Below are 22532 nucleotides of genomic sequence, written 5' to 3'. Positions count from 1 at the left end.
AAGGCGGAGTCTCTTTGAAGACTTCACCTTTGTTTATATAGGGTATGAATGGTTTCATAAGCGTGCAGATTTATTTTTTACTTTCCAAATTCGATAGATGGGGTTGCCATATTTATGAATCCATCGCATGATGGTTGTTGGTTGCACTGAAATACCACGTTCTTTCAGGATTTCAGATACATCACGATAACCGAAAGAAAAACGGCAGTAGTAGCCGACAACTACTAAAATAACATCTTTCTTGAATTGTTTTCCTTTAAAATATCTCATGTCTGATTCCCCTAGATCCTGTTTTCTAGAGTGTAGCTTCATGTAGAAAATTTTGCAACTTTACGATTCACTTTAGAAAATAAAGCAAGGAGGCTACACAATGCAAAACACAGTAAAACTGGATGAAATCGATCATAAAATTATGAACTTGTTATATGAAAATGCGAGAATTTCCGTTTCAGAAATAGGACGGATCATATCCATGACACAGCCTGCTGTAAAAGAGCTTATTAATAAACTTGAAGATCAAGGAGTTATAGCAGCTTACCGAACAAAATTTGAGCCTTCTAAAATTAATAAAAACATTCAAGCATTCATCATGTTTAAAACGAGCCAATGCTCTGATTTTATCCAATATTTCAATGCCGCTCCTGAAGTAACTGATTTATATCGAATTAGCGGGGAATTTAATTATATGATGAAAGTCATGAGCGATTCGATGGATTCTCTCGCTACATTTTTAGACTCATTAATGCAATTCGGATTATCATCTCCTTTGATTGTTTTAAAGAGTGAGTTCGAGGAGAAATTGTCGTTCTGATAAAGAGATACGTATTATCCCCCGCTAACAGTAAAAGTTTTTCTTTTATGAGAAAAACCAACAAAATCAATGATTAGTAAACAAAAAAGAACATTGATATTTCAATGTTCTTTTTTGTATCTCTACTTATTAATTAGATTCCTCTTCGAATAGAGTACCCTTACCCCTGATTCCTCTGCGCCTCTCTAAACTCCTCCTTCACCTTCTCTAACAGCCCTTCTTCCGTAATTAATCGATACGCCGTATTTGCTAGTGCTTTTGCGGATGTAATTAATGCTTTGTCTCCTAAATCTGAACTGGCCGCTTCTCTAAATTCATTCGTATGCGCAATTAAATCGTCTGGACCGATTTTAATGTACGGATGAATGGTCGGTACGACTTGGCTTACGTTTCCTGCGTCTGTTGAGCCGATGCCAAATCTTTCTTTCCGATTTACGTCTTCACCTTGTAATTCTAATTCTTCGGCTACGACGTCATTAAATGTTTTTGTTACGAGTAGTTCATCGATTTCATTTTGGAATTGATGAATTTTCACTTTCGTACCTGTTGCTAATGCTGCACCTTGTGCGACGTTTCTTACTTTCTCTGTTACTTCCGCACATCTTTTTCTCGTTGCTGCGCGGATGAAGAACCTTGCTGCGGCGTAGTCAGGAATAATGTTAGGTGCTTTTCCGCCTTCTGTAATAACGCCATGAATTTTCACATCTGACGGAAGTTGCTGGCGAAGTGCATTAATGCTGTTATACAGCTGAATAATCGCATCTAATGCGTTAATTCCTTCTTCCGGTGAAGCTGCGGCATGAGCTGTTTTTCCGTAAAAATGAAAATCAAGTGGATCGACTGCTAGTGAAGGACTCGTTGGCGCTGTTTTTCCGCTCGGATGAATCATAAGTGCCGCATCAATATCTTTAAATAACCCCGCTTTTACATAACTCGCTTTCGCACTACCGTTTGGTCCTCCTTCTTCAGCTGGAGTACCAAACACGACAACTTCTCCGCCAATTTCTTCAAGCGTTTCTGATAATGCGATCGCAGCCGCAACGCTAATTGTGCCAATTAAATTGTGACCACACGCATGACCAAGTCCTGGTAAAGCGTCATACTCAGCTAAAAATGCGATGACTGGCCCTTGTTTTCCTGAACTTTTTCGCGCGATAAAACCTGTTTCATGTCCAGCTATATTGTGCTGCAGCTGAAACCCTGCGCTTCCTAGCAATAAACTTAACGTTCTTGATGCGTAAAACTCTTGGTTACCAATCTCCGGATTCGCATGAATACCGTGACTTGTTTCTATGTACTTTTCCTTATTTCTTTCAATACTCTCTTCAATTGTTTTTCTTTGTGACGTTACTCCTGTCGCTCCCATTTTTCTTCCCCCTTATATTTTCACGTAAAAAAGCCTCTTTCTAAAAGATAGAAAGAGGCTTCTGTATATACAGTCAAAATGAGCTTCTTTCTTATCTTTCAAGTTACCTTGCTGGAATTGGCACAGTATTCATAAAGAATCCGCTGCCGAGGTGTCATAGGGCCAGTCCCTCAACCTCTCACGATAAGAATTTTCATAAAATTATATTAAATTACATTTATTCTAAGTTTATTCCGATTAAAAGTCAAGGAATTCATATCCGAATTTACCGAATATCTAAAAACCCTTTTAACACACCAATTGTTTCTGGTGCTTGCAGTCTTGCACATACGTACGGAAATTCCGTACTACCTTCAAACATCATTTGAGATGTGAGCGGTGCCCCTGCCCAAAAGATTTCATCATCGATTACGATAAAAGGGAATGCTTTGTTTTGCCTTTGTAACTTTACATTTTTCAATGGAACTGGTCCATCACTATACACCGTTATTTGCGCATTTGTACGCATTAACGCTTGCCATACTCGCTTATCCACTTGTTTTGTGCTTGGAAGTGAAATAATAATTTTTTGTTTTGCAGCTAAAATATCTTTCAATAGCCCTTTCGGTTCTTCAAGATTCATTTCCATAAACCAGCGTAAACGTTTCGAAATTTTTCGTTCCCACAATTGTCTTGATGTCGTACGATCATACACATCTCCGTGACGTTCTATATGAGCCGTTAATTGTGATAACGCTTGTTTTCTCGAAAGGTTTTTACGCATATAATGGCAATCTGATAATTGAATGAACTTCCCTCTCGCTCTCGTTACGGCTACATTGACGAGGCGATGGTTTTTATGGTCAAAGAATAACACGCCAGGTCGTTCTTGCGGATAACTATCCACTGTATCAAAAATCATCATATCTCTTTCAGAGCCTTGAAACTTATGAACCGTCGCCGCTAAAACTGGTATGTTTTGATATTTCGTTCTCTGCAACATTTCTCTAATACACGTTGATAAAAAGCGGGATTGTGCCCTGTAAGGTGTAACAACACCGATCGATTGAACACCATCTAACAGTCCGATTAACATCATTTGCATCGCTACTAAACCAGACATAATGTTAAAACGAGAACCTGAAGCAGCGTCTTTTAACGAAAAGGCTCCCATTAAGCTCGTATCAAATAAAACACTTGCCTCATTTGCGAACGGTTGTAGCTGCGCAAGTTCTTTACACTCTGAAACAGACGGATGATCATATACTCTATTTTTATAAATAAATGAATTTGTAAACTTCGATATATCCGCATGCATACGTCTTTGTTCCTGCAACATAAATAGGTTCGGATGTGCTTCTGATTTATTGACAGACTCAACAATCCCAGCATGGTAAAACATATCTTCCCCAAGCCATTTTCGAACGAGTTCATGGTTCGCCATCGCAATTGGAGGTAACTGTAAAAAGTCCCCACAAACGACGATACGTTTTCCAAGTGAAGCTGCTAATGCAATTTGCGGAACATATGCCATACTCACTTCATCTACGACAACTAAATCAAATGTACGCTCATAAATAAGTGAATCAATGGCACATTTCGATAAAGTTGCGCCGATTACTTTTGCATTTTCAATATATTCTTTTTCTACTTCTTTAATTTTCGCTTTTTGCTTTCGAAGATCACTTTCAATCTCTTGTATACGCCTCTTATCAGCAGAAGTCGCTTTATATGATAAAATCTTTTCACGAAGATCTTGTCGTGTTTCTTCTAAATAGAGTCTTTCTTCTCCCCATGATCCGTTCGTCGTTTCAACTAGCTTCGACGTAAGTAATGTTTCATGATTTCGTATATGTTCATGTTGACTATAACCGTAACGAACAATTTCGCCAGGTGTCCATTTTTTTTTCTTCTCAATTTGCTTCGTTACTTCGCTCATTAATACGTCTACTGCCGCATTACTATGAGCTAATACAAGTACCGATTTTCCTTTTTGATAATGAGCCGAAATAATACGTGATAAATTGTAAGACTTCCCTGTTCCAGGTGGTCCCCATACGTACGTTGTCGGATTATAAAACGAACGATACGCCAATTCATTTTTCGGATTTTTCATCTTCTCAATATGTTTCGGACTGCTCGTCCCATCAACAAGACGCTTTATACGATTACGTTTTAGCTTATCTTTATGTGCCTCTTTCAATCGCTCTTGTAGTTGCTCTAACAATTGCCACGGTTCACTGTATAAAACAGCTTCTCGTATTTCACCTTGTATATAATCATTTAATTTCAGTTCTATTTCTAATCCATGTACAGATAATACCTCTCCTGTCGCTTCCTCACCATCAAACTCAATTCGAATTGGTGAACCTTCCGGTAAGCTTACTTCCGATATGAGCTGAAATACGTATACTGTACTTTCATAATCTGTATATAAAAAACGACCGTTCATGATAGAAATTTTACTACCACCTATCGTTTTCCAATGTTTAATTTCATACGCTAATGCATAATGCCACTCTTTCATCGTTGCCGATAATGAAGGAGTTTGAGTAGGTGTATTCATCGTATAATCTCCTTCCTTCTCCCCAAACATACTTTCTCACTATACCATATAACACGCTAAAATTTGTAAGGTTTTTATCTTGCTTATTTTCTTAATTTTCAATAACATATTGTATATAATTTTCAGAAAGAAGGGATCTACATGCCAGTTAGAAGAATTGAACACGTCGGTCTTATGGTCGCAAACTTAGAAGCATCTATTTCATTTTATGAAGAAGTAGTTGGCTTACAGCTCATTAAACGTATGGGTCACCCGAATCCCGACTTAAAACTCGCTTTTTTAGGTGTGGAAGAATCGCAGGAAACGATACTTGAATTAATTGAAGGCTACAACTCTTCTCTTCCGGCAGAAGGAAAAGTACATCATATTTGCTTTAAAGTGGATTCATTAGAGGATGAAATCGAAAGAATACAAAAACACGGCGTAACCTTCCTACTAGGAGAAGAAATTGAAACATTACCAGATGGAACACGTTACATATTCTTCGCTGGTCCTGATGGGGAATGGATTGAGTTTTTTGAGACAACGAGATAAAGTAAGACTTTAGTATAGAAAAGGAGCCGGAATTCCGGCCCTTATTTTTAACGAAACATATCTTCAACCCAAAGAATCGCCTAGATTAAAAACAATCATTTTATTAGGAGTAAAGAATGATAAATGCAATTTATATTATTGTTTTTTGGATACTTATTCTATTTCCAATCCTGTATGTAATTAAGATAAAGCATTGGAATTTAAAAGTAGTTGCCGTATTTGTTGGAAGAATTCTATTAAGTATTATCTTTTTCATAAATGGAATAGCTTTAGGAATGCAACGAAATTGGTCAGAGCCTCCCTATGAAACAGAATGGGATTTCTTTATAAAGTCTTTATTAAACAGGAAAACTGATGCATTTATAGAAGTATTACTTCTAATTATTATCATAACTTTAGATTTAGCAGTTATATTTTTTTATAGAAATAAAAAGAAATAGGATATTCTCTCCTATTTCTTTTCTTAATGGGGTATCCCTACATGCCTATCAAGTTAAGATTATGCAAAGTTATTTTTAGACAAGATTGTTTCTTTTATTGAAATCTTCGTTTCTACATCACAGATAATAGAGCAACCAATGCTAAAATAGCAGGGAGTCCTTGTTTCACAATAATTGATTTATTAGATGTGAAACCTCCAAAAATAGCTGCGCTCACTACACAAATCACAAAAAATAATTGCACCATATAACCAATTGGGTTAAACCCAATTATAAGTCCCCAATGAGACCAGCGGCTAAAAATCCATTATATAACCCTTGGTTTGCAAACATAACAGCCACGTTTCGATCTCCTTCTAAATGCTTCGGTAATTTGAAAGCACGTTTCGCTACTTTTGAATTAATAAAAAACATTTCGAGGATCATGATAAACAAATGTTCTAATGCTACAATCCCGACTAAAATAGCTGCGATTATTTCCATACCATTCTACCCCCTCTCTCCGTAATATCCGTTCTATATTATTTCCATTGTGAATTCTATCAACTAGGAAACGATTCCCTTCGTCGGCTGCTTTATCGATAGAAAGAAGCATAATTGGTACATAGCGAGCAATTCCAATCGGGATTGACTAATACCATTGCATTCTTCAAACTTCTAACCAAAAACAGTTGACGTATCAATAATTGATATGTCAACTAATATACATCTCTTTTTTTAGTTTTGCAAGGTTTTTTGCTCAAGTGAGTCTATTTTGTTTCAGCAGCTTTAAATTCATTCACAACAACAGTTCAAATTTCTAGAAATCATAGTTATGAAACTCATTTTTATTATTTTTTTGAAATCCATTTTATTAGCTTTATGGGCATCAGGAACTGAAAGAAAAATTGGCTATTATATGTGAAAACATTTTTAAAGAGCATAAAAAAGACACCATAAGGCGCCATCCTCTGACTTGAAAATCCTATTTATATATAGAGAAATTTAGAAAAGACCACTATAAAAGAGTAGCTGCTAACTATAATTTATAGAACTCTTATCCTATGAATTACTTACATACATTTTTCCACATTTACCAGAAGAAGAGTCCCGTTAAAGTCATCCCAAGAAATCCAGCCCCCATTCCTATTAGCCATCTTGTTTGGGCATTTTTCAAGCCTTTTCTTAATAAAGAAATATAGTTTATCGTTTTTTGCGAGACTTGATTTCTTAGGTTGATGGCGATGGGATAACTTTAATAAAATGTAAATTTACACTGTTAAAGAACTTTCGATTAAATTTGCATTTCCTGTGCCTCTTACCTCCAAGTAAGGGGCACACCCTTTTACAAGGAACTATATGCTCTATAAAACATAAAAGAAGGGATTATCCCCTTCTTTTTTTGAATTACCCTTACTATTTACTATAACCACGATTCAGTTTCGTTAACTTTTCATTAATGGCAAAAATTCTTACTCTAATATCTTTAACACCAAATGTTTGAAGTCTGTTTTTGTGCATTTCTCCATATTTTTCAGCATCTTGTTTTTCTTCAAATACATAGATGCCTCCTGCTTCTTTCGTTTCTTCATTCTCCGTCCATATTTTCCATTGGAATCCTTCTTCTTCATTAATACTTTTTGCTAAATCCAAAAATGCTTTTTCCATTTCTTCACCAAAAGGACCTTCAAACGGAAAATCCACTTGTAATAAATATGCCATTTTCACTCACTCCTATGTTCAATATTTTCAATTCGAATGCAGGTAATATCTTAAATGAGTACTGCTATTATTCCTGCACTCATTTGAAATTTCACCTGCATATTCACGCCCCCTTTTATAAAGTGAAACTTTAATCAGTGGAGGGGGTGTCCATCCCCCACTGATTATTAGCCTTCACCAATCGGACTTTTACGGGCAGTTGATCTCCCACCTAACTCCCTCGCATTCGCCGAATTTTGAGGGAGGAGTCTTACTGCCCGTTAATGCGGGATAAAATAATTACAAAATGATAGCAACTTGAACGCATACAGTTTAACGGCCTTAGGTTATGTTTAAAAAAACAGCCATTCCTTAGTGAAACGGCTGTTTTCGTAATTCAATAAAAGCTCCCAGATTGCGGTATATATTTTTAAATATTATTTTGTTTTTTTTGACTTGATTATAATAAAAGATGAACTTCGCGATTCGTTTATTAAATCTGGCATTTTCTCTATCCCTGCCAAAGTTGCTTGTGGTTCGATTATTTTATCCAGAGAAAGCCCGTGTTCAATTAAAGTATTTATTAATGTGGCAACAGTTCTATGGTAAATAACCACACTATCGTCAACAAACCAGTTGTGTACTCTGATTCCTTCTTCTTGATAATTATCTAATGCCCAGTGTGATTTATTACCATCCTCAGTTTTTATCCAATGGTTGCTTCCTTTGCGAGCTGTTGCTATTGAATGTTCGGTTGAAAAGATAGCACAATTTTAATTATGATTTTGATTTGAACAATGCGTTCTGAGACACTACTCTTCTTCTAAAATAGCGTAATAATATTCATCCCACCATTCATTTCCATGGGGTATACACTTCCTGAAATATCCTTCTCTTCTCATTCCAATTTTCTCCATCACTCGATATGACGGGGTATTTTGTGGCTGACATGTAGCTATAATTCTATGTAATTTCATTTCCTTAAACCCATATTTTAATGTAGCTTGTGCTGCTTCAGAAGCATATCCTTTATTGAAATATTTAGGATTGAATACCCACCCAATCTCATAAGTATGCTCACCAAAATATTTATGAAAAACAATATGACCAATCAGAATATTTTCATCTACCAGTATCACAGGAAAGTTCTCTGCATTTTCACCCATATTTCTATTTACAAAGTTTCTTGTATCTTCTTCAGTAAAAACTCCTTCGGGTATGTATTTCATAACATTGCTATCTGATGTATACTCATGGACAGCTTGCCAATCTTTGAACTCAAAATTTCGTATTAATAATCTTTCTGCTCTTATAAACATTTACTTTTCTCCTCTCAAAAAATCGTTTCTTTATTTCAAATCCACATTCAACCCTTAAACTAAAAAGAACTTGTAGGAATCTCTGCAAGTTCTTTTTAGTTTAAGGTGAATATATGAGACAAACAAACTATCTTACAGATTCATTATAGAAACTACAGGAACAGTACTTTGACAAATATATCATATAACAAATATTAACATTTGTATATTTTCGAAAATTGTGTCAATTAAGAGCGGAAATAGCTTTTTCTTAACTATTCTTAATTTCGTTTACTATTAACTTCATTCTTATATGGTTTAAAATCGAATACATATTTTTCTGCTGGCCAAATATCATCAATGTTGACAGGCATTGTTTGAATGTCTGCATTATGAATAAATACAGTTAATTCTTTAGGTAATTCAATTTCATTTTCACACCTAAGTAAATATTCATTTACAGCTCCATTTACATAAAAATGTTGGATTGCTTTTCTTACTCATTCATTCATAAACGAATCCTTTCTTAACCCATTTTCAAATCATATCCCCCAGATTTGTGTGAAGGTTTTGTTGAGTTTAAATTAAAGTCTACTTCTCCCTGAGGGTTCCCCTTTTTATTAAGTCAAATCTACCATGTTGTGTATATAAAGCATAAAGATTATTGGATTTTGAATCAACATATACGTCCCTTTTATTTAAATATAAGAAAACCCCATATTCAATAAAAAATACAGGGTTTTTATAAATCAGTTTATTTTGTTTAAAATTATACTTAGTCGAAAGAAGTTCGTGAATGAAATATTACTTATCTAATTAAGAAGAATTTAGATTCCAGCCCAAACATCTTTTCCATATCGCCCTTCATCTTGCAAAGAATCCAACCAATCCCTTGCCTCTTGTTCCCTTACTTCATGAATTTCTTGATATGCTTGACAAAGGGTGTCTTCTACGTCAGGAGCCATTTTACTTCCATCACCACATATATAAAGATGAGCTCCATTATCTAATAGCGAAATTAAATTGCTTCTATCTTGTTTTATTAAATGCTGTACATATGTTTTAGGATGTCCTTCTAGGCGAGAAAAAGCTGTGTGTAACGAGATTAATCCATCTCTTTCATCATTTTCTAGTTCTGTACGATAGAGATAATCCTTTTCAGGATGACGACAACCAAAATATAGATGTGCTTGTCCTAAGTTAATACCTTTTTGCTTTTGAACACGACGCGCTTGCAAGAATCCACGGAATGGTGCAATTCCAGTACCTGGTCCAACCATGATAATTGGTGTTTCTGGATTTTCAGGTAATTGAAAGTTCGATTGTGGCGTTCGAATGAAACAGATAATCTCATCTTTATTATGACGCTGAGCTAAATAATTAGAAGCGACTCCTTCATATGTCCCTACCCCACTCCATGCAGGTGCATTAACAACCCCAACCGTAATGCTCAGACGATCCTGTGCAACGAGTGGAGAGCTTGAAATAGAATAGTAACGCGGTTTGAGCGCAGGAAGAAGTTCTAAAAAGCGTTCAAATCGGATTTCACAAGCCTCATACTTTTCAAGAAGATCCAACATTGACATACGTTTCTTTAATATTTGTTCATGATAAACTCCCTCTTCCAATAATGATTCCAATTCCTTTTTATGAGGAGGGCATGCTGTGAATGTCACCATTTCTCGTATTTGTGCTCGAGTGGCTGCTTCTTGCACTTCTACACTATAACTAAGAAGGTCAAATAAACTAACAGGACTGTCTAAAGGTATGTGATTTACACTTCGTCCACTTGCACTCAGTATGACTTGATCCTTCCCATTTAATCCAAAGCGTTTTAAAATTCGGTTGACATTTTTCTCACTATTAATTGGCAGCACACCAAGGTGGTCACCTTCTTGATACGTAGCGCCTTCTGGCAAGGATATCTCAATATGTCGCGTGCTTCTTTCACTGCTAGATGATTGAAGTTCACGATTTTCTAGTATAGACGCATAAACTGCTTCATATGTTCGCGCCAGAGGAGATCCTCCAAGACGACTAACAAATTGTAAACTTAATGTACTGCGTTCTTTCTCAATGTTTTTGTTAAGTTCCAATCCAAATGCCTTCATCGCATCAGACCACATACTTTGTTTCCATTGCTCGAGCTGTTCCTCGAAATCACCACTTGCATCCGCTTCTCCACGTGTAGAAAATCTTGTTGCTCCTTTTTGAGCCATTTGCTCATCAATGTATCTTGGAATTCGTTGATAGGTACTAGCCCAATTATGATCTCCACAACCAAAAACTGCGTATTGAACACCTTTTAGCTCATCCGGTTTTAATTCTTCCAACCATTGCACAAACTGCCCTGCATTACTTGGTGGTTTTCCGTTATAAGAAGAAGTTACAATAAGAACCGCCCCTTCTTTTGGCAGACTTCCAATTCGATCGTTAAGAGCTACCACTTCCGTTTGAACACCTTCTAAACTAGCTGTATCTGCTAGTTCTCTTGCAATACCTTCTGCTACCCCTGTATCTGATCCATATAGAACAAGAAGTGAAAGATTATCGGCCCCAATAATAGAAGGAGTCTTCTGAACTTGCTGCTTGGTTTCATGGTTTTTCAGTTTCTCCTCTATAGGCGCAAGAACAGTAGTATGGCTAATAGTTTGATTTCGGGGTAGAATCCTAATTTTAAAATCACCAGGCTTTAACGTTAATGTTTGTTTTACATCCAGCTGATAGTCTTGATAATCAATGAATTCAAAATGTTGAAGAAGCATTCCCATTACGAGTGTAGCTTCATGAAGTGCAAACTGCATACCGATACATGCCCGTTGACCATTTCCAAATGGCTTATAAGCATGATGAGGAACCTTATCCAGATCTTCAAATCGTTCAGGTTGGAATTCTTCCACGTTGTCTCCCCACGCGTCTTTATCCCTATGTAACTGTGGAATAAGAACAGAAATACGATCTTCTCCTTTCTTAATTGGATATTTTCCACCAATCACTGTATCTTCTTTTGCATAGAGACTGAATGCTGGAGCAGTAGGCCATAGACGTAGCGATTCATTTAAAATCATCCGTATATACTTAAGTTTCATAACTTGTTGGTATGTTGGAGTAGGATCTGTCAAAACCCGATCTACTTCTTCATAGGCTTTTTTCAATTTATCCGGATTCTTTAATAAAAAATAGATTGCAAAAGATAATAATCCACTTGTTGTTTCATGCCCAGCTATTAAAAAAGTGATAATTTGGAAACGAATATTTTCATCATCTAATTTTTCACCAGTTTCCGGATCCTGCACATTTAACATACGGGAAAGTAAATCATTTTCTTCCTGATTTCCACTGCTTTTACGTTCAGCAATAATATTATCCACTAAGGAAAACATAGATTGAATATCATGCTGAAATTGACGTTTCGTTCTCCACATGAGTTTGTCTTCTATATCCAGCCGCTGTAATTGGTGCATCGCCTCATCTAGAGCACGGCTCATGCTAGTAATAAAAGGATGAGGGGTCTCACGATAAAAGCTATTAAATCGATAATTAAAACCACATAGACCAATTGTATCCAATGTAAGGCGAGTCATATCCTCCGGTACATCTACGCTTTCATTCGGATTAAGCCGTGCCCATTTTTGAACGAGTTGTACAGCAAGATCGACCATCATAGCATGATAATCTTTCATTGCTCGTTGGCTGAATGTAGGCATCAAAATATTATGAGCTTTTTTCCAGTTAGGCTCATGAGTCTCGCTTGTAAATAATCCGTCTCCAGCAAAGGCGCGAACTTTCGCTAAAGCACCCTCTATACTTTTATCAAATCTTGTTTCGTCACAGACTTCTGCTACCAGTTCATGTCCAGAAACGACAATGATGGTATCACTTAAAGTTTGAATTTGAAAAATGGGACCATACTCTTCCGCTATCTTGATAAAAGATAAGGTCGGTTTATCTTTATCGATTAATGGGAGATTCCCCAGCAATCCATATGTTTTCGGTTGAGGAATGGCAGATACTTTTTTATCCATTAAAAACACCCTTTCAAAAAAGCATAAAATAAAATATCCCATTCAATAAAAAGAAGATAGCAATGAATCGCCTGGGATAAAGATATGTAATTGATTACCTTATTTTATCTTTTCCCTAACTATTCACGATTATGATATTACTTATAAGGTTGGTAATCTAAGTTGTTTGTTGCTATTACATTTATAGCTTGCAGAAAAAATACTAAATAAAAATGAAGCGTATTATTATAATGTTTATCAGAAATTGAGAGCTAAAGATTGTAGTATTGGGAAAACCAGTAGTTTCTAATGTCAATTCAAACAAATACGATAAGTAAGTATACTTTGTTGCTAATGAAAAAGGATCTGATATGAATATCAGATCCTTTTTACTATATATAATTATTTCACTGATTCTTTTCCAGATTTAAATACCAGCGCCTTAGCAGCAGAAATTTGTATTTCTTCATAGTCTAACTAAACAGTAAAAACTTATAGGAATCATGATCTAAAGTTTTATTTTACTCTACCTATTTAACCTCTCGACAGCTTCCGCCCTTGTATCTACACGTTTAACGAAAAAAACTAATAGTAGTGCAACAATATTCATGCCAAGCGCTACATAGAACGAATATTGAATTCCGGATAATAAAGCCTTCTGAATTAACATTGCCTTCGTAGTTTCTGTGAAGGTTGTTGGATCTACATCAGCCATTAAACTTTCAGCTTTTGTTTTTGTTACAGTATTCATAATCGTAACAAGGATAGCAGTACCAATTGAACCGGATACTTGTTGAGCTGTATTATTAACAGCTGTACCATGCGGATTTAAGCGAGTTGGCAATTGATTAAGACCATTTGTCATAAGTGGCATCATCACCATCGCCATCCCAAACATCCGCAGTGTATAAATAAGAATAATATGTGTGTGACTAGAGTCAAGTTGCAGGTTTGCCAGCATATAAGTTGAAACGGCTGTAATGGAAAGTCCTACTATACCAAGAATCCGAGGGCCATATTTATCAAATAGTTTACCTGTAATTGGTGACATAATCCCCATTATTACCGCACCTGGAAGCATCATCAGCCCAGAGCTCAGCGGCGAAATACCGCGGACGTTTTGTACATAAGCTGGTGTTAAAATCATACCCGAAAACATGGCCACTGCGTTAACAATTGCAATTACAGACGCAAGTGCAAACATTGGGTACTTGTAAACACGTAAATCCAATAACGGTTCATTCATTTTTAATTGACGTATAATGAAAGCTATTAGGGCAATAGCGCCTATGATTAAAGTTGTTAAAACAACTTTATTCGTCCAACCATCGGAACTTGCAGAACTGAATCCATATAACAAACCGCCAAAACCGACAGAAGATAATAATAATGAGAGATAATCAAGTTTTGCATTTTTATTTTGTCTCATGACATTCTCCGATTTCCAAATCCCTAACAGTAAGCTAATGATTGCTAACGGTAATATCATTTCAAAAAGTAAACGCCAGTCATAATACTCTACAATATAACCCGATAGTGTCGGTCCAATTGCAGGGGCTGTAATCATAACTAATCCAAAAATCCCCATTGCTGTTCCCCTTTTTTCCCTCGGAAAGCTTACTAGCATAATATTCATTAACAAAGGCCCCATGACTGAAGAACCTGCTGCTTGAACCATCCGACCAGTAAGTAATAAACTAAAGTTCGGTGCTAAAGCCGCTAAGCCCGTACCAAGAATAAAAATCAACATAGATGTAATAAATAAGCTCCTATTGGAGAAGCGGGTTATTAAAAATGCTGAGGCCGGAATTAATATACCACTTACAAGCATATACCCTGTAGAAAGCCACTGAATCGTTGAATAATCTTGAATGTCTAAATCCTTCATTATCGATGGCAAGGCTACATTTAAAAGCGAGTTATTTAGAAATGAAACAAATGCTCCAATAAAAAGGATCACAAGCATTAAATATGGTGGCTTTCTTTTATGTAATGTTTCACTCATATATTCATTTGCCCCTTCATTATAAATTCCATTAATTAGTTCAAATCGTTTGCATATCTGCACAAGAATACATTATTCTTTCAGTATTTTGCCAAACTCTTCGAATGGATATTCTCTTTTTAATAATTCTACTTGCTCGACATAAAATGTTAAAATTTTTTTACTGATTAAACCTTTATAAACACGTTTGTTAACCGAAATTAAATTAGGCTACATTTTGAGGGGGGGTTGTCTTATTGCCCACAAATAGTAGGATAAATCAACTAGACCATACACCTATTCCTTTAAATACAGGCTTGTAAATCTAGTTATGTAACCATCCATAAAAAGGAATATTACATAGGCTAAGTCTAACATTACATTTTTAAAGTGAGGGGAATAAACTTATGTACCAATATTGGTATTTGAATTCAGAGGACAACGGTGAGCGATATACGAACCAAATTGCAATGTCATCATTATATTTACAGCACCAAATGACTAAGGCTGAGGAAATGAATGGTCTGAAGATTCCTGAGAATTGGAGTTGTCGAGGCTATCCATTTGGTTGGGATTCACCAGCCAATTATACGGGTTTCAATCCCGAGCCCCCTCCCTTCTCTTTAGGTCAGCCAATCCATTATGCAGGGATGATGCCCCAAGGACATCCCGCTAATTGGACTCCATTACCAGGCCATGCAGGTAATTTCCAAAAACCTCCATTACCCTGGGCTCAACCATTCAATCATAAAGGGATGTTCGCACAAGGTCATCTCGCCGCTTTACTATCGCCACCAGCTAAAGCTTTTAATTTTAATACCAATAATAACTGGGGTATTTTTGGAAACCCTCCAGGATGGGGAGGACAGGTAAGTCCTATGGGATGGGGGAATAACGGTCAGCCAGGAATGCTTGGAAACTTACTGACAGTAGGAAAAGGCACCATGAATGGAATCGGAATGCTTAGTAGTCTAATCGGTATGGGAAAGTTCTTCTTTTAATTAATTAGAACAGGCGAATAAGTCCATAACCCAGAACAAAAAACATTTCCTTTAATCTTCTCAAACATACTCCCTCCAAGTTCGCTTCCTCTCCTTTCAAATTATAAAAAACATCTATTACCTTGTATGTAATGACTTGATAGAAGTATGGTGACATCAACAAAACGCAAATTTCGTACGCTAAGCAAAACGCTACAAAAAACCGGTTCCTTTACGAAAGAACCGGTTTTTTGTAGTTTTTATTTATTTGAAAAGTAGTCAAATCTTCTTTCACTAGTTAACACTTTGAACACGGCCAATTTGTCCATCTTGTAATCGAACTTTAATGCCGTATGTATGTGTTTCACTATGTGTCAAAATGTCTTTCACAACACCACTTACAGTTTTGCTATAGTCATTATCTAATTGAATAACTACATGTGAACCAACTGAAATTTGTGATCTTGTTGGTTTCCCACCTGTTGCTTGTGTTGTTTTTTCTTGTTTTTGTGTTCTCTCTTGTTGTATAGACTGTTGTTGCTGAGTCTTCTGCTCTTGTTGTTTACGTTTTTCTTCTTCTACTCTTTGTTGCTCTTCTTGTTTACGCTTCTCTTCTTCTACTCTTTGCTGCTCTTCTTGTTTACGCTTCTCTTCTTCTACTCTTTGCTGCTCTTCTTGTTTACGTTTTTCTTCCTCTACTCTTTGTTGCTCTTCTTGCTCTTCTTGCTTACGTTTTTCTTCCTCCGCTACTTTTTTATCTTCATCTATTTTTTGCTCATCTGATGCTATTTTTAATTTTTCTTCCTCACCTTTACAAGCACTTAAAGACATTACACACCAACTCAAAAGTACAAATAATAACAATTTCTTTAACATTAAAAAATCCTCCTATATATACATTACAAATCAATAACTTTCATAGCATAACAAAAGTATATGTATTTCTTTGTCGCAATTTGTCGTATATATGGAATTTCTACTAAAAGACTGACACTACAATACAAGCGGAAATTATTATTATATCGATTCGTGCATAGAAATTACGTTCGTTTGCTAGTCAATTAAACTTAATTAATGAAATACAAGAAAACCCCTTCATCTTATATATAAAAGGTTATCGGAATCTAACGAAGTCTATTATATGTTAAGACATTTTTAAAGAGCATAAAAAAAACACCTTAAGGTGCCATACTCCAACTCGAGAATCATATCTATGTATGGAGAAATTTAGAAAAGAGAAGCTTCTAACTATAATTTATAGAACTCTTACCATTCATTACTTACATACATATTTCCTTATTTACCGGAAGAAGAATCCCCCATTATATCACTTTCTAATCAGTCTCGTTAAAGCCATCCCAAGAAATCCAACACCCATACCTATTAGCCATCCTGTTTGGGCATTACCTAACATAGAACCCATTCCTCCACCAAGAAACATGCAGCCAACGAATACTAATCCTCCAATCCCCCAATTCGGCCGTTCCATAGTTCAATCAAATCCTTTCAATAAAACATATGCGATTAACTAGCCCAACTTTCTTGCATAGGATATGTTAATTATTTTGCTTATGCACTTTCGGGGCATTCAAAAGATGCGGAGATTGAGCCATTTGAATAAGTTGCAGAAGGTGAATTTAATTTTTTCATATTATAATAACTTAAGAGTTGTGGAACAAATTCTTCTTTAATTAACCAGTTAATAGCAGTATGGATATTTGCCACTATTGAGGACTCATCCCATCGTTATCAAGCTAAGAAAAGCACCTACCCCCAAAAACGAAAATTATATGCATCATTGATTACTGTTAATGAGACGTTATGTTAACCTCACATGAAGACCCTATTCATCCAAATTTACACAAAGTTGTCCTTGCTGATGGTACAATTAAAATCATGGAGGGATATTATGGGGATTTTTTTGTAATAACACTACTTCTTATAAACGGCACTGCAATATTCTTATTTTTCTTGTCTGTTTCACCAAAAATTAAGGCTAAAAACCTATCATCGATAATGGTCTGTTTAGGGATAAATCTAATCATAAGTCCAGCGGCTTTTCTTATAGGCGGGATAGCTGATTATGCAGGAGTGGCGGCTAATTATGGAGCTTATTTTGCGGGTGAGTCGGAAACGGCCCCTCCTCTAGTTAGTCGTGCGCTTTATTTTTTCGGAGGATTTCTCTTCATTCAGGGAATACCATTTCTCATACTACTTGCAGCTTTTTGGAAGTTTGCAAGGGCAAAGAAAATAAAATAAGTATAGCAGGATGAGTGGATGCCTTTTTAGAGTAGGGATTCGCTTTTTTCTTACTACTAATAATAGGATTTCATGTCATACGATAGAGTTAATATTAGAAAACTGTGAGGATGATTACGTTGATAAAATTTGTAATTAGTTATGCTGCAAGTCTGTTTGCTTTTATTTTTGGATGGTTCTTGATTTCATATATTTCTCATCCTAGCTTTATTCACCCGAACGTTGTATTAGGATCCATTAAAACGATCGTCACTTATGGTAGTATACCGGCTCTTGTAGCTTGTCTAATTGGGGAAGTGTTATACAGGAAAATCAAACGATGTAGAGAATTTCAATTTGGAATTCCTGTATTTATAGGACTAGCAGTTATCTATACACTTATACCATTTCTTTTACTTTTTCCTTTTAATTTTTCCCATTTCTTTGATTTCGTTGCACCTGTTATTATGGGGGCCTTATCTTTTTATTTAGTACGTAGAAAAATATAATTAACTTCAAGAGTGTGACAGAAAGAAGCCGGAGTGAATAAAACCATACTGTGCTCAAAAAACGCATCAATTCCTTGCAAAATCAACAAGAAAAAGTATTTGTGGACCCTAGGATTAAACGGAACGAGAACAGTCAAAATGCCGGCATTGCTTTACTTAAAAGAAGAATTGAAAAGTTAGAGAAAAAGAATAAAGGGTTTGAGGAAGAAAATAAGTAATTGCGTGAAAAAGGAAATGTAAAGCTTACTGATTACTTCATAAAGTTATAAAATTAGGACCGTACATATTAGACATATCTAAAATGTACGGTCCTTTTGTTTACTAGTGGTTCACTTATCTAACCTAAAGATAAGTATGTAGTCCTTTTACAATTTGAATTTCTTTTTAAGCTTCTTATATTTTCTATACGAACGTCTAACAATGTTTAACATAAAATACGGTACCTTAACAGGGAAAGGAAATTTATAAATGAAAGGCAAATAAAATGTAAAATATGCCTTTTCTAGGTCTCTCCACTTACTATCTTCTTTTGTTTTTAAGAAATCAGATACATCGACTACATATCCCCTTCCCTTTTCCATCATCACATTTTTTCCGTGAACATCACAAGGAGTTAATCCTTGTTCCCTTGCATATTCTAAAGCTGCATTGATATCAAGGATTACCTGCTTAGGAATTTTAATCCCCTTATGAACAGCATCGTATAAGGTAATTTCTTTTAAACGTTTCAATACTATGAAATTTTCTCCTTTATATATAAGCTTCGAATAAGAAGGATGATTTCCGATTCTTCGGTATACTTCTGACTCTTTTTCAATTCCTTCTCCTTCTCGTGCGTAAACTTTCACTACCCAATCTTTATATTCCTTGTGCAAAAATACTGCGGCATAATTACCTATCCCTAAACACTGCCAAAGTCTAGGAATATCTTTAACTACTACAGGCTCGAATTCATCCTCACTTCTAATGCTTACCTCTTTTAATAATTCGTCCTTTATCAATCCCACAAAACTGTTTATACTCATCATTTCCACTCCGGTTTTGCTAAAAGGGGGCCCACCCACATTTTAACGAAAATATACACTAAGTGAATTTTATCATAAAACGAGACATCTTTTTTCTTAAAATAAAAAGATGTCTCGTTTTATTTGAACTGTTGAATACTTACTATTTATTCCACTATTCATAGCCAAAAACCGTACAACATAAAAATATCCCCAACTATTTTTACTTATTTTCATTTTTTCAGAGGCAACCGTATAAGAGCTTTTATTAGTGCAAGTTCTCTTCGTTCATTGGCCATGCAAATCCATGTTTGTTTATCCCATAAGCATAACCTAACTTTTCATCTGGATCGGCAAAACAGAATGATCCTCCTGCGTCTGGGTGATCAAAAGAGTTTTCATTTTCATAAAAATTATGATTTAGGGATGTCTGCTTTCAAATCGGATGCTTAGTACTCTATTTTATAATCTATAGACTTAACAGAAAAAGTTTCCTCAAAACGATAAAAATGAACATCAATGCTGTACGAAACCAACATCTCTAGCAAGATCCCGTAAGGTATTTGGAGATAAAAAACTTTGAATCTCTTGAGCAAATAGTTGTAATTCATCAGATACAGAAATAGACATACAAAAACGCCATCCTTTCCTATGATTCTACAAAAAGAATAGCGTATTTTTTTCATTTTAGGGGGGATTTTGTTGAATTAACTTGATAGCGATTGGTGGTACCCCTTATAGGATAATAGAAGTTTGTATTTTCAATTTTTTTACACTCTATTAACAAGGCAGTTATAGCATCCTGGTTTAGCGTTAAGAATGTGAATATATTCTACTTCTTTATTATCAAAAATTCCATCTATATTTTCTCTTAAATTTACACCTTCTGTAACCCTTGCTTCTACAATCATTGAGTCAGCATTGTAGCCGCGTACAGATAGATACCTATGATGTAACATATGCGGAATTTCATTTACATCTAGCTTAGCAGTAGTTGCTCCCTTAATTAGTTGTTATAAAGCATTTCACTAATGATGCTACCACTAAAGTTCATAAAACTTGTTCAATAATCCTGCCCGTTTGTTGAGGATTGAATTAAAAAGCTTACAATTCTATAACAGAGAAAAAATGGCTTATTATTGTTCAATACAAAGTTGTTTACTTTTAATTAATCAGTAATGATTTATCGAAAAATACGATGAGTACAAAGCACTCTTGTTAATTCATGCTATCTTTTGTTAAAGAACGTGAATTCAGTCAAGTTCTTGGTTTACGGTATTTCCACTATGGAAAGCACGGAATTGACTCGGTGAAAATCCTGTATTTCTTTTAAATGCATTATAAAAGCTAGATACACTTTGATAGCCTGTTTGATAGCCAATCTCTGTACTATTAAAGACCGTTGTCAAGAGCAGTTCCTTTGCTTTCTTAACTCTGATCCTTTCTAAATATATTCGAGGAGTATACCCTGTTCTTTCTTTGAAAATCCGATTTAAATGAAAACGACTAACTCCTACCCTTGATGCAATTTCATTTAAAGACATGTTTTGAACATAATTATTTTTTATCAATCGCATAGTATCTTCCAAAACGCATTCGAACGGGTCGTATATTTTTATATTTAGATCTGATCGGCATCTTTTGCATGGGCGATAGCCTGCCCTTTGAGCTTCGTGCGCATTTGAAAAAAAGGATACATTTTCATAATTAGGAACCTTAGACTTGCAAGAAGGCCGGCAGAAAATTCCAGTTGTCTTGACTGCGTAAAAGAATATCCCGTCATACGCTGAATCACATGATACTGTTGCTTTCCACATGGTATCTCTGGAAAGGTTATTTTGATCCTTCATTAGATTTTAATCCTCCCTTGTAGGCGAAAATCTTATTACTCAAAATCATATAAATCACATATATAGCCACGACAATTAACGGAACAAATATATACAATTGAAAAAATGGAATCACCAACAAACATAAAATGAAAGAGATTAACGATGCCCACCATGCCGGTGTGTTCTTCCTAAATAATTTAACGCCTGCTGCCATTGAAAGAACATAAACTAGAATCCCAAGAGAAGTCGGTATAAACAAAATATCATCAAACGTTAGTGACAAAGCTTTTGTCACTAACACACCTGCTACCGAAAAACAGATAACAAACAATACCATCTGTCTTGGAATTTGAGTAGTTGCATGCAACCTTGAGAAAAATTTTGGGAAAGCACCATCTCTGCTTAATGAATATCCTAATTGCGTTAGGCTGGCTACAAAAGCATTCGCTGTCCCTGTACAAATAATTAAAGCTAAAACAGCTGTAACGACTTTGGCACCTCCGCCTACTGTATCTCCCATTATAACACCAATAGGAGACAGGTTGCTTTCTTGACTGCCATACGTGGCCGTTCCAATAGTGACAAGGCTTAGCGCTAAAAATAATAATCCAATGACAACTGCACTAATAACTGCTCCTTTGACAATATCTTTTTCTGGCCTTTTAAAGTGCTCAGCCAGATTACAAATCGCCTCCCAACCGAAAAATGCCCAAAAGATAACCGTTATAGCGTTCCCGATAGAAAACCATCCATTTGGAACAAAGGGAGTAAAATTTCCCCATTGTATTCTTGGAAACGCCACAAATACAGCTGACGCTAAAAGAATCAGTAATAAGGAACTTAAAATCACTGCAACTTTACCACTAACATTTACGCCGTAATAATTTGAAACACCTGCAATTACCAAAATAAAGACGGCAATTAAAATTGTTTCAAAATGCGAAAATCCAAATGCCTGACTGACGTAAAAAGCACCAGTTAAAGATACAATCGTTTGACCAACTGCTGCTGTTACAAAGTAAAACCACCCAACGATATTGCCAAGATGATATCCAAAAGAATTTCTAACAAAGGTTGCTGCTCCACCGGAATCAGGATATATCCGTGCCAAACTAGCAAAGGAATAAGCAAGCGGAAAACTAATTATAATAACGATAAACCAGGATACAATAGATGCAGGGCCCGCTATTGAGGCCGTTACCCCCGATAAAAAAAGGACACCTGATCCTAGAATAGCTGAAATGTATAACGCAATTCCTTGAAATAATCCAATGGCTTTATTGTTCATGATCTCCCCCCTTTTATAG

Annotated in this window: 17 protein-coding genes, 4 pseudogenes and 1 riboswitch; of the genes and pseudogenes, 6 read left to right on the top strand and 15 right to left on the bottom strand. The window is 35.7% G+C overall.

Annotation, left to right across the window (positions count from 1 at the left end; all coding sequences use genetic code 11):
* Window positions 1-63: 63 nt before the first annotated feature.
* Window positions 64-270, bottom strand: a pseudogene (locus QCI46_RS11560) (IS6 family transposase); the annotation flags it as partial.
* 100 nt (window positions 271-370) lie between these two features.
* Between QCI46_RS11560 and QCI46_RS11555 the strand changes: the two are divergent.
* Complete coding sequence (locus tag QCI46_RS11555; protein ID WP_353840303.1) at window positions 371-811, top strand: Lrp/AsnC family transcriptional regulator; 441 nt, start codon at window positions 371-373, stop codon at window positions 809-811.
* Between the two features lie 160 nt (window positions 812-971).
* Here the strand turns inward: QCI46_RS11555 and QCI46_RS11550 are convergent, their stop codons facing one another.
* Both QCI46_RS11550 and QCI46_RS11545 read right to left on the bottom strand, forming a co-directional pair.
* A complete protein-coding gene (locus QCI46_RS11550) occupies window positions 972-2177 on the bottom strand; it encodes a M20 family metallopeptidase (RefSeq protein WP_353840302.1) in 1206 nt (401 codons plus the stop codon).
* An 88-nt stretch (window positions 2178-2265) separates the two neighbouring features.
* A riboswitch (SAM riboswitch) is annotated at window positions 2266-2367 on the bottom strand.
* A 75-nt stretch (window positions 2368-2442) separates the two neighbouring features.
* Window positions 2443-4752, bottom strand: a complete 2310-nt coding sequence (locus QCI46_RS11545) for an AAA domain-containing protein (protein ID WP_353840301.1) — start codon at window positions 4750-4752, stop codon at window positions 2443-2445.
* Between the two features lie 111 nt (window positions 4753-4863).
* Here QCI46_RS11545 and QCI46_RS11540 point away from each other — a divergent pair, with 111 nt between their 5' ends.
* Both QCI46_RS11540 and QCI46_RS11535 read left to right on the top strand, forming a co-directional pair.
* Entirely contained in the window at window positions 4864-5256 is a 393-nt protein-coding gene (locus tag QCI46_RS11540) for a VOC family protein (RefSeq protein ID WP_353840300.1), read from the top strand.
* A gap of 116 nt (window positions 5257-5372) precedes the next feature.
* Complete coding sequence (locus QCI46_RS11535) at window positions 5373-5696, top strand: hypothetical protein (RefSeq protein WP_353840299.1); 324 nt, start codon at window positions 5373-5375, stop codon at window positions 5694-5696.
* Window positions 5697-5808: 112 nt separating this feature from the next.
* On the opposite strand, the pseudogene QCI46_RS11530 reads toward QCI46_RS11535, so the two are convergent.
* From QCI46_RS11530 to QCI46_RS11505, 6 genes and pseudogenes are all read right to left on the bottom strand, one after another.
* Window positions 5809-6179: pseudogene (locus QCI46_RS11530) on the bottom strand (DUF1304 domain-containing protein).
* A 912-nt stretch (window positions 6180-7091) separates the two neighbouring features.
* A complete protein-coding gene (locus QCI46_RS11525) occupies window positions 7092-7397 on the bottom strand; it encodes a monooxygenase (RefSeq protein ID WP_353840298.1) in 306 nt (101 codons plus the stop codon).
* A gap of 416 nt (window positions 7398-7813) precedes the next feature.
* Window positions 7814-8140 (bottom strand): annotated as a pseudogene (locus QCI46_RS11520) (SAM-dependent methyltransferase); the annotation flags it as partial.
* Window positions 8141-8188: 48 nt separating this feature from the next.
* Window positions 8189-8695, bottom strand: coding sequence for a GNAT family N-acetyltransferase (locus tag QCI46_RS11515; protein WP_088063957.1), 507 nt, complete (start codon window positions 8693-8695; stop codon window positions 8189-8191).
* An 806-nt stretch (window positions 8696-9501) separates the two neighbouring features.
* Window positions 9502-12699, bottom strand: coding sequence for a bifunctional P-450/NADPH--P450 reductase (gene cypD / locus QCI46_RS11510; RefSeq protein ID WP_353840297.1), 3198 nt, complete (start codon window positions 12697-12699; stop codon window positions 9502-9504).
* Window positions 12700-13204: 505 nt separating this feature from the next.
* Window positions 13205-14683, bottom strand: a complete 1479-nt coding sequence (locus tag QCI46_RS11505) for a DHA2 family efflux MFS transporter permease subunit (RefSeq protein ID WP_353840296.1) — start codon at window positions 14681-14683, stop codon at window positions 13205-13207.
* Between the two features lie 386 nt (window positions 14684-15069).
* Between QCI46_RS11505 and QCI46_RS11500 the strand changes: the two genes are divergently transcribed.
* Window positions 15070-15663 (top strand): hypothetical protein, encoded by a 594-nt coding sequence (locus tag QCI46_RS11500; RefSeq protein ID WP_353840295.1) that lies wholly within the window; start codon window positions 15070-15072, stop codon window positions 15661-15663.
* A 273-nt stretch (window positions 15664-15936) separates the two neighbouring features.
* Here the strand turns inward: QCI46_RS11500 and QCI46_RS11495 are convergent, their stop codons facing one another.
* Together QCI46_RS11495 and QCI46_RS11490 are read right to left on the bottom strand one after the other, a co-directional pair.
* Window positions 15937-16518 (bottom strand): YwbE family protein, encoded by a 582-nt coding sequence (locus QCI46_RS11495; RefSeq protein WP_353840293.1) that lies wholly within the window; start codon window positions 16516-16518, stop codon window positions 15937-15939.
* A gap of 451 nt (window positions 16519-16969) precedes the next feature.
* Entirely contained in the window at window positions 16970-17131 is a 162-nt protein-coding gene (locus tag QCI46_RS11490) for a hypothetical protein (RefSeq protein WP_353840292.1), read from the bottom strand.
* Window positions 17132-17538: 407 nt separating this feature from the next.
* Here QCI46_RS11490 and QCI46_RS11485 point away from each other — a divergent pair, with 407 nt between their 5' ends.
* A complete protein-coding gene (locus tag QCI46_RS11485) occupies window positions 17539-17901 on the top strand; it encodes a hypothetical protein (RefSeq protein WP_353841863.1) in 363 nt (120 codons plus the stop codon).
* 110 nt (window positions 17902-18011) lie between these two features.
* Entirely contained in the window at window positions 18012-18389 is a 378-nt protein-coding gene (locus QCI46_RS11480; protein ID WP_327961164.1) for a hypothetical protein, read from the top strand.
* 365 nt (window positions 18390-18754) lie between these two features.
* Here the strand turns inward: QCI46_RS11480 and QCI46_RS11475 are convergent, their stop codons facing one another.
* The 4 genes and pseudogenes from QCI46_RS11475 to QCI46_RS11460 form a co-directional block, all read right to left on the bottom strand.
* Window positions 18755-19417 (bottom strand): protein kinase family protein, encoded by a 663-nt coding sequence (locus QCI46_RS11475; protein ID WP_327961162.1) that lies wholly within the window; start codon window positions 19415-19417, stop codon window positions 18755-18757.
* A gap of 746 nt (window positions 19418-20163) precedes the next feature.
* Window positions 20164-20397: pseudogene (locus tag QCI46_RS11470) on the bottom strand (DUF1203 domain-containing protein); the annotation flags it as partial.
* A 249-nt stretch (window positions 20398-20646) separates the two neighbouring features.
* Window positions 20647-21243 carry a bifunctional transcriptional activator/DNA repair enzyme AdaA gene (locus QCI46_RS11465; protein WP_000654819.1) on the bottom strand — a complete coding sequence of 199 codons (597 nt, stop codon included), beginning with the start codon at window positions 21241-21243 and terminating at the stop codon, window positions 20647-20649.
* On the bottom strand, window positions 21227-22513 hold the full coding sequence (locus tag QCI46_RS11460) for an APC family permease (protein WP_353840291.1): 1287 nt from the start codon (window positions 22511-22513) through the stop codon (window positions 21227-21229). The genes QCI46_RS11465 and QCI46_RS11460 overlap by 17 nt, the downstream gene beginning before the upstream one ends.
* Window positions 22514-22532: the final 19 nt, after the last annotated feature.

The organism is Bacillus cereus group sp. RP32, from assembly GCF_040459735.1.
In the GTDB taxonomy this organism is placed as follows: Bacteria; Bacillota; Bacilli; order Bacillales; family Bacillaceae_G; genus Bacillus_A; species Bacillus_A wiedmannii.
This window is presented reverse-complemented; position numbering and strand designations above follow the sequence as displayed.

Bases quoted from the DNA above. Each gene is read 5' to 3' on its own strand.
- QCI46_RS11555 (WP_353840303.1), top strand. From the start codon at position 371: ATGCAAAACACAGTAAAACTGGATGAAATCGATCATAAAATTATGAAC.
- QCI46_RS11550 (WP_353840302.1), bottom strand. From the start codon at position 2,177: ATGGGAGCGACAGGAGTAACGTCACAAAGAAAAACAATTGAAGAGAGT.
- QCI46_RS11545 (WP_353840301.1), bottom strand. From the start codon at position 4,752: ATGTTTGGGGAGAAGGAAGGAGATTATACGATGAATACACCTACTCAA.
- QCI46_RS11540 (WP_353840300.1), top strand. From the start codon at position 4,864: ATGCCAGTTAGAAGAATTGAACACGTCGGTCTTATGGTCGCAAACTTA.
- QCI46_RS11535 (WP_353840299.1), top strand. From the start codon at position 5,373: ATGATAAATGCAATTTATATTATTGTTTTTTGGATACTTATTCTATTT.
- QCI46_RS11525 (WP_353840298.1), bottom strand. From the start codon at position 7,397: ATGGCATATTTATTACAAGTGGATTTTCCGTTTGAAGGTCCTTTTGGT.
- QCI46_RS11515 (WP_088063957.1), bottom strand. From the start codon at position 8,695: ATGTTTATAAGAGCAGAAAGATTATTAATACGAAATTTTGAGTTCAAA.
- cypD (WP_353840297.1), bottom strand. From the start codon at position 12,699: ATGGATAAAAAAGTATCTGCCATTCCTCAACCGAAAACATATGGATTG.
- QCI46_RS11505 (WP_353840296.1), bottom strand. From the start codon at position 14,683: ATGAGTGAAACATTACATAAAAGAAAGCCACCATATTTAATGCTTGTG.
- QCI46_RS11500 (WP_353840295.1), top strand. From the start codon at position 15,070: ATGTACCAATATTGGTATTTGAATTCAGAGGACAACGGTGAGCGATAT.
- QCI46_RS11495 (WP_353840293.1), bottom strand. From the start codon at position 16,518: ATGTTAAAGAAATTGTTATTATTTGTACTTTTGAGTTGGTGTGTAATG.
- QCI46_RS11490 (WP_353840292.1), bottom strand. From the start codon at position 17,131: ATGGAACGGCCGAATTGGGGGATTGGAGGATTAGTATTCGTTGGCTGC.
- QCI46_RS11485 (WP_353841863.1), top strand. From the start codon at position 17,539: ATGGAGGGATATTATGGGGATTTTTTTGTAATAACACTACTTCTTATA.
- QCI46_RS11480 (WP_327961164.1), top strand. From the start codon at position 18,012: ATGATTACGTTGATAAAATTTGTAATTAGTTATGCTGCAAGTCTGTTT.
- QCI46_RS11475 (WP_327961162.1), bottom strand. From the start codon at position 19,417: ATGATGAGTATAAACAGTTTTGTGGGATTGATAAAGGACGAATTATTA.
- QCI46_RS11465 (WP_000654819.1), bottom strand. From the start codon at position 21,243: ATGAAGGATCAAAATAACCTTTCCAGAGATACCATGTGGAAAGCAACA.
- QCI46_RS11460 (WP_353840291.1), bottom strand. From the start codon at position 22,513: ATGAACAATAAAGCCATTGGATTATTTCAAGGAATTGCGTTATACATT.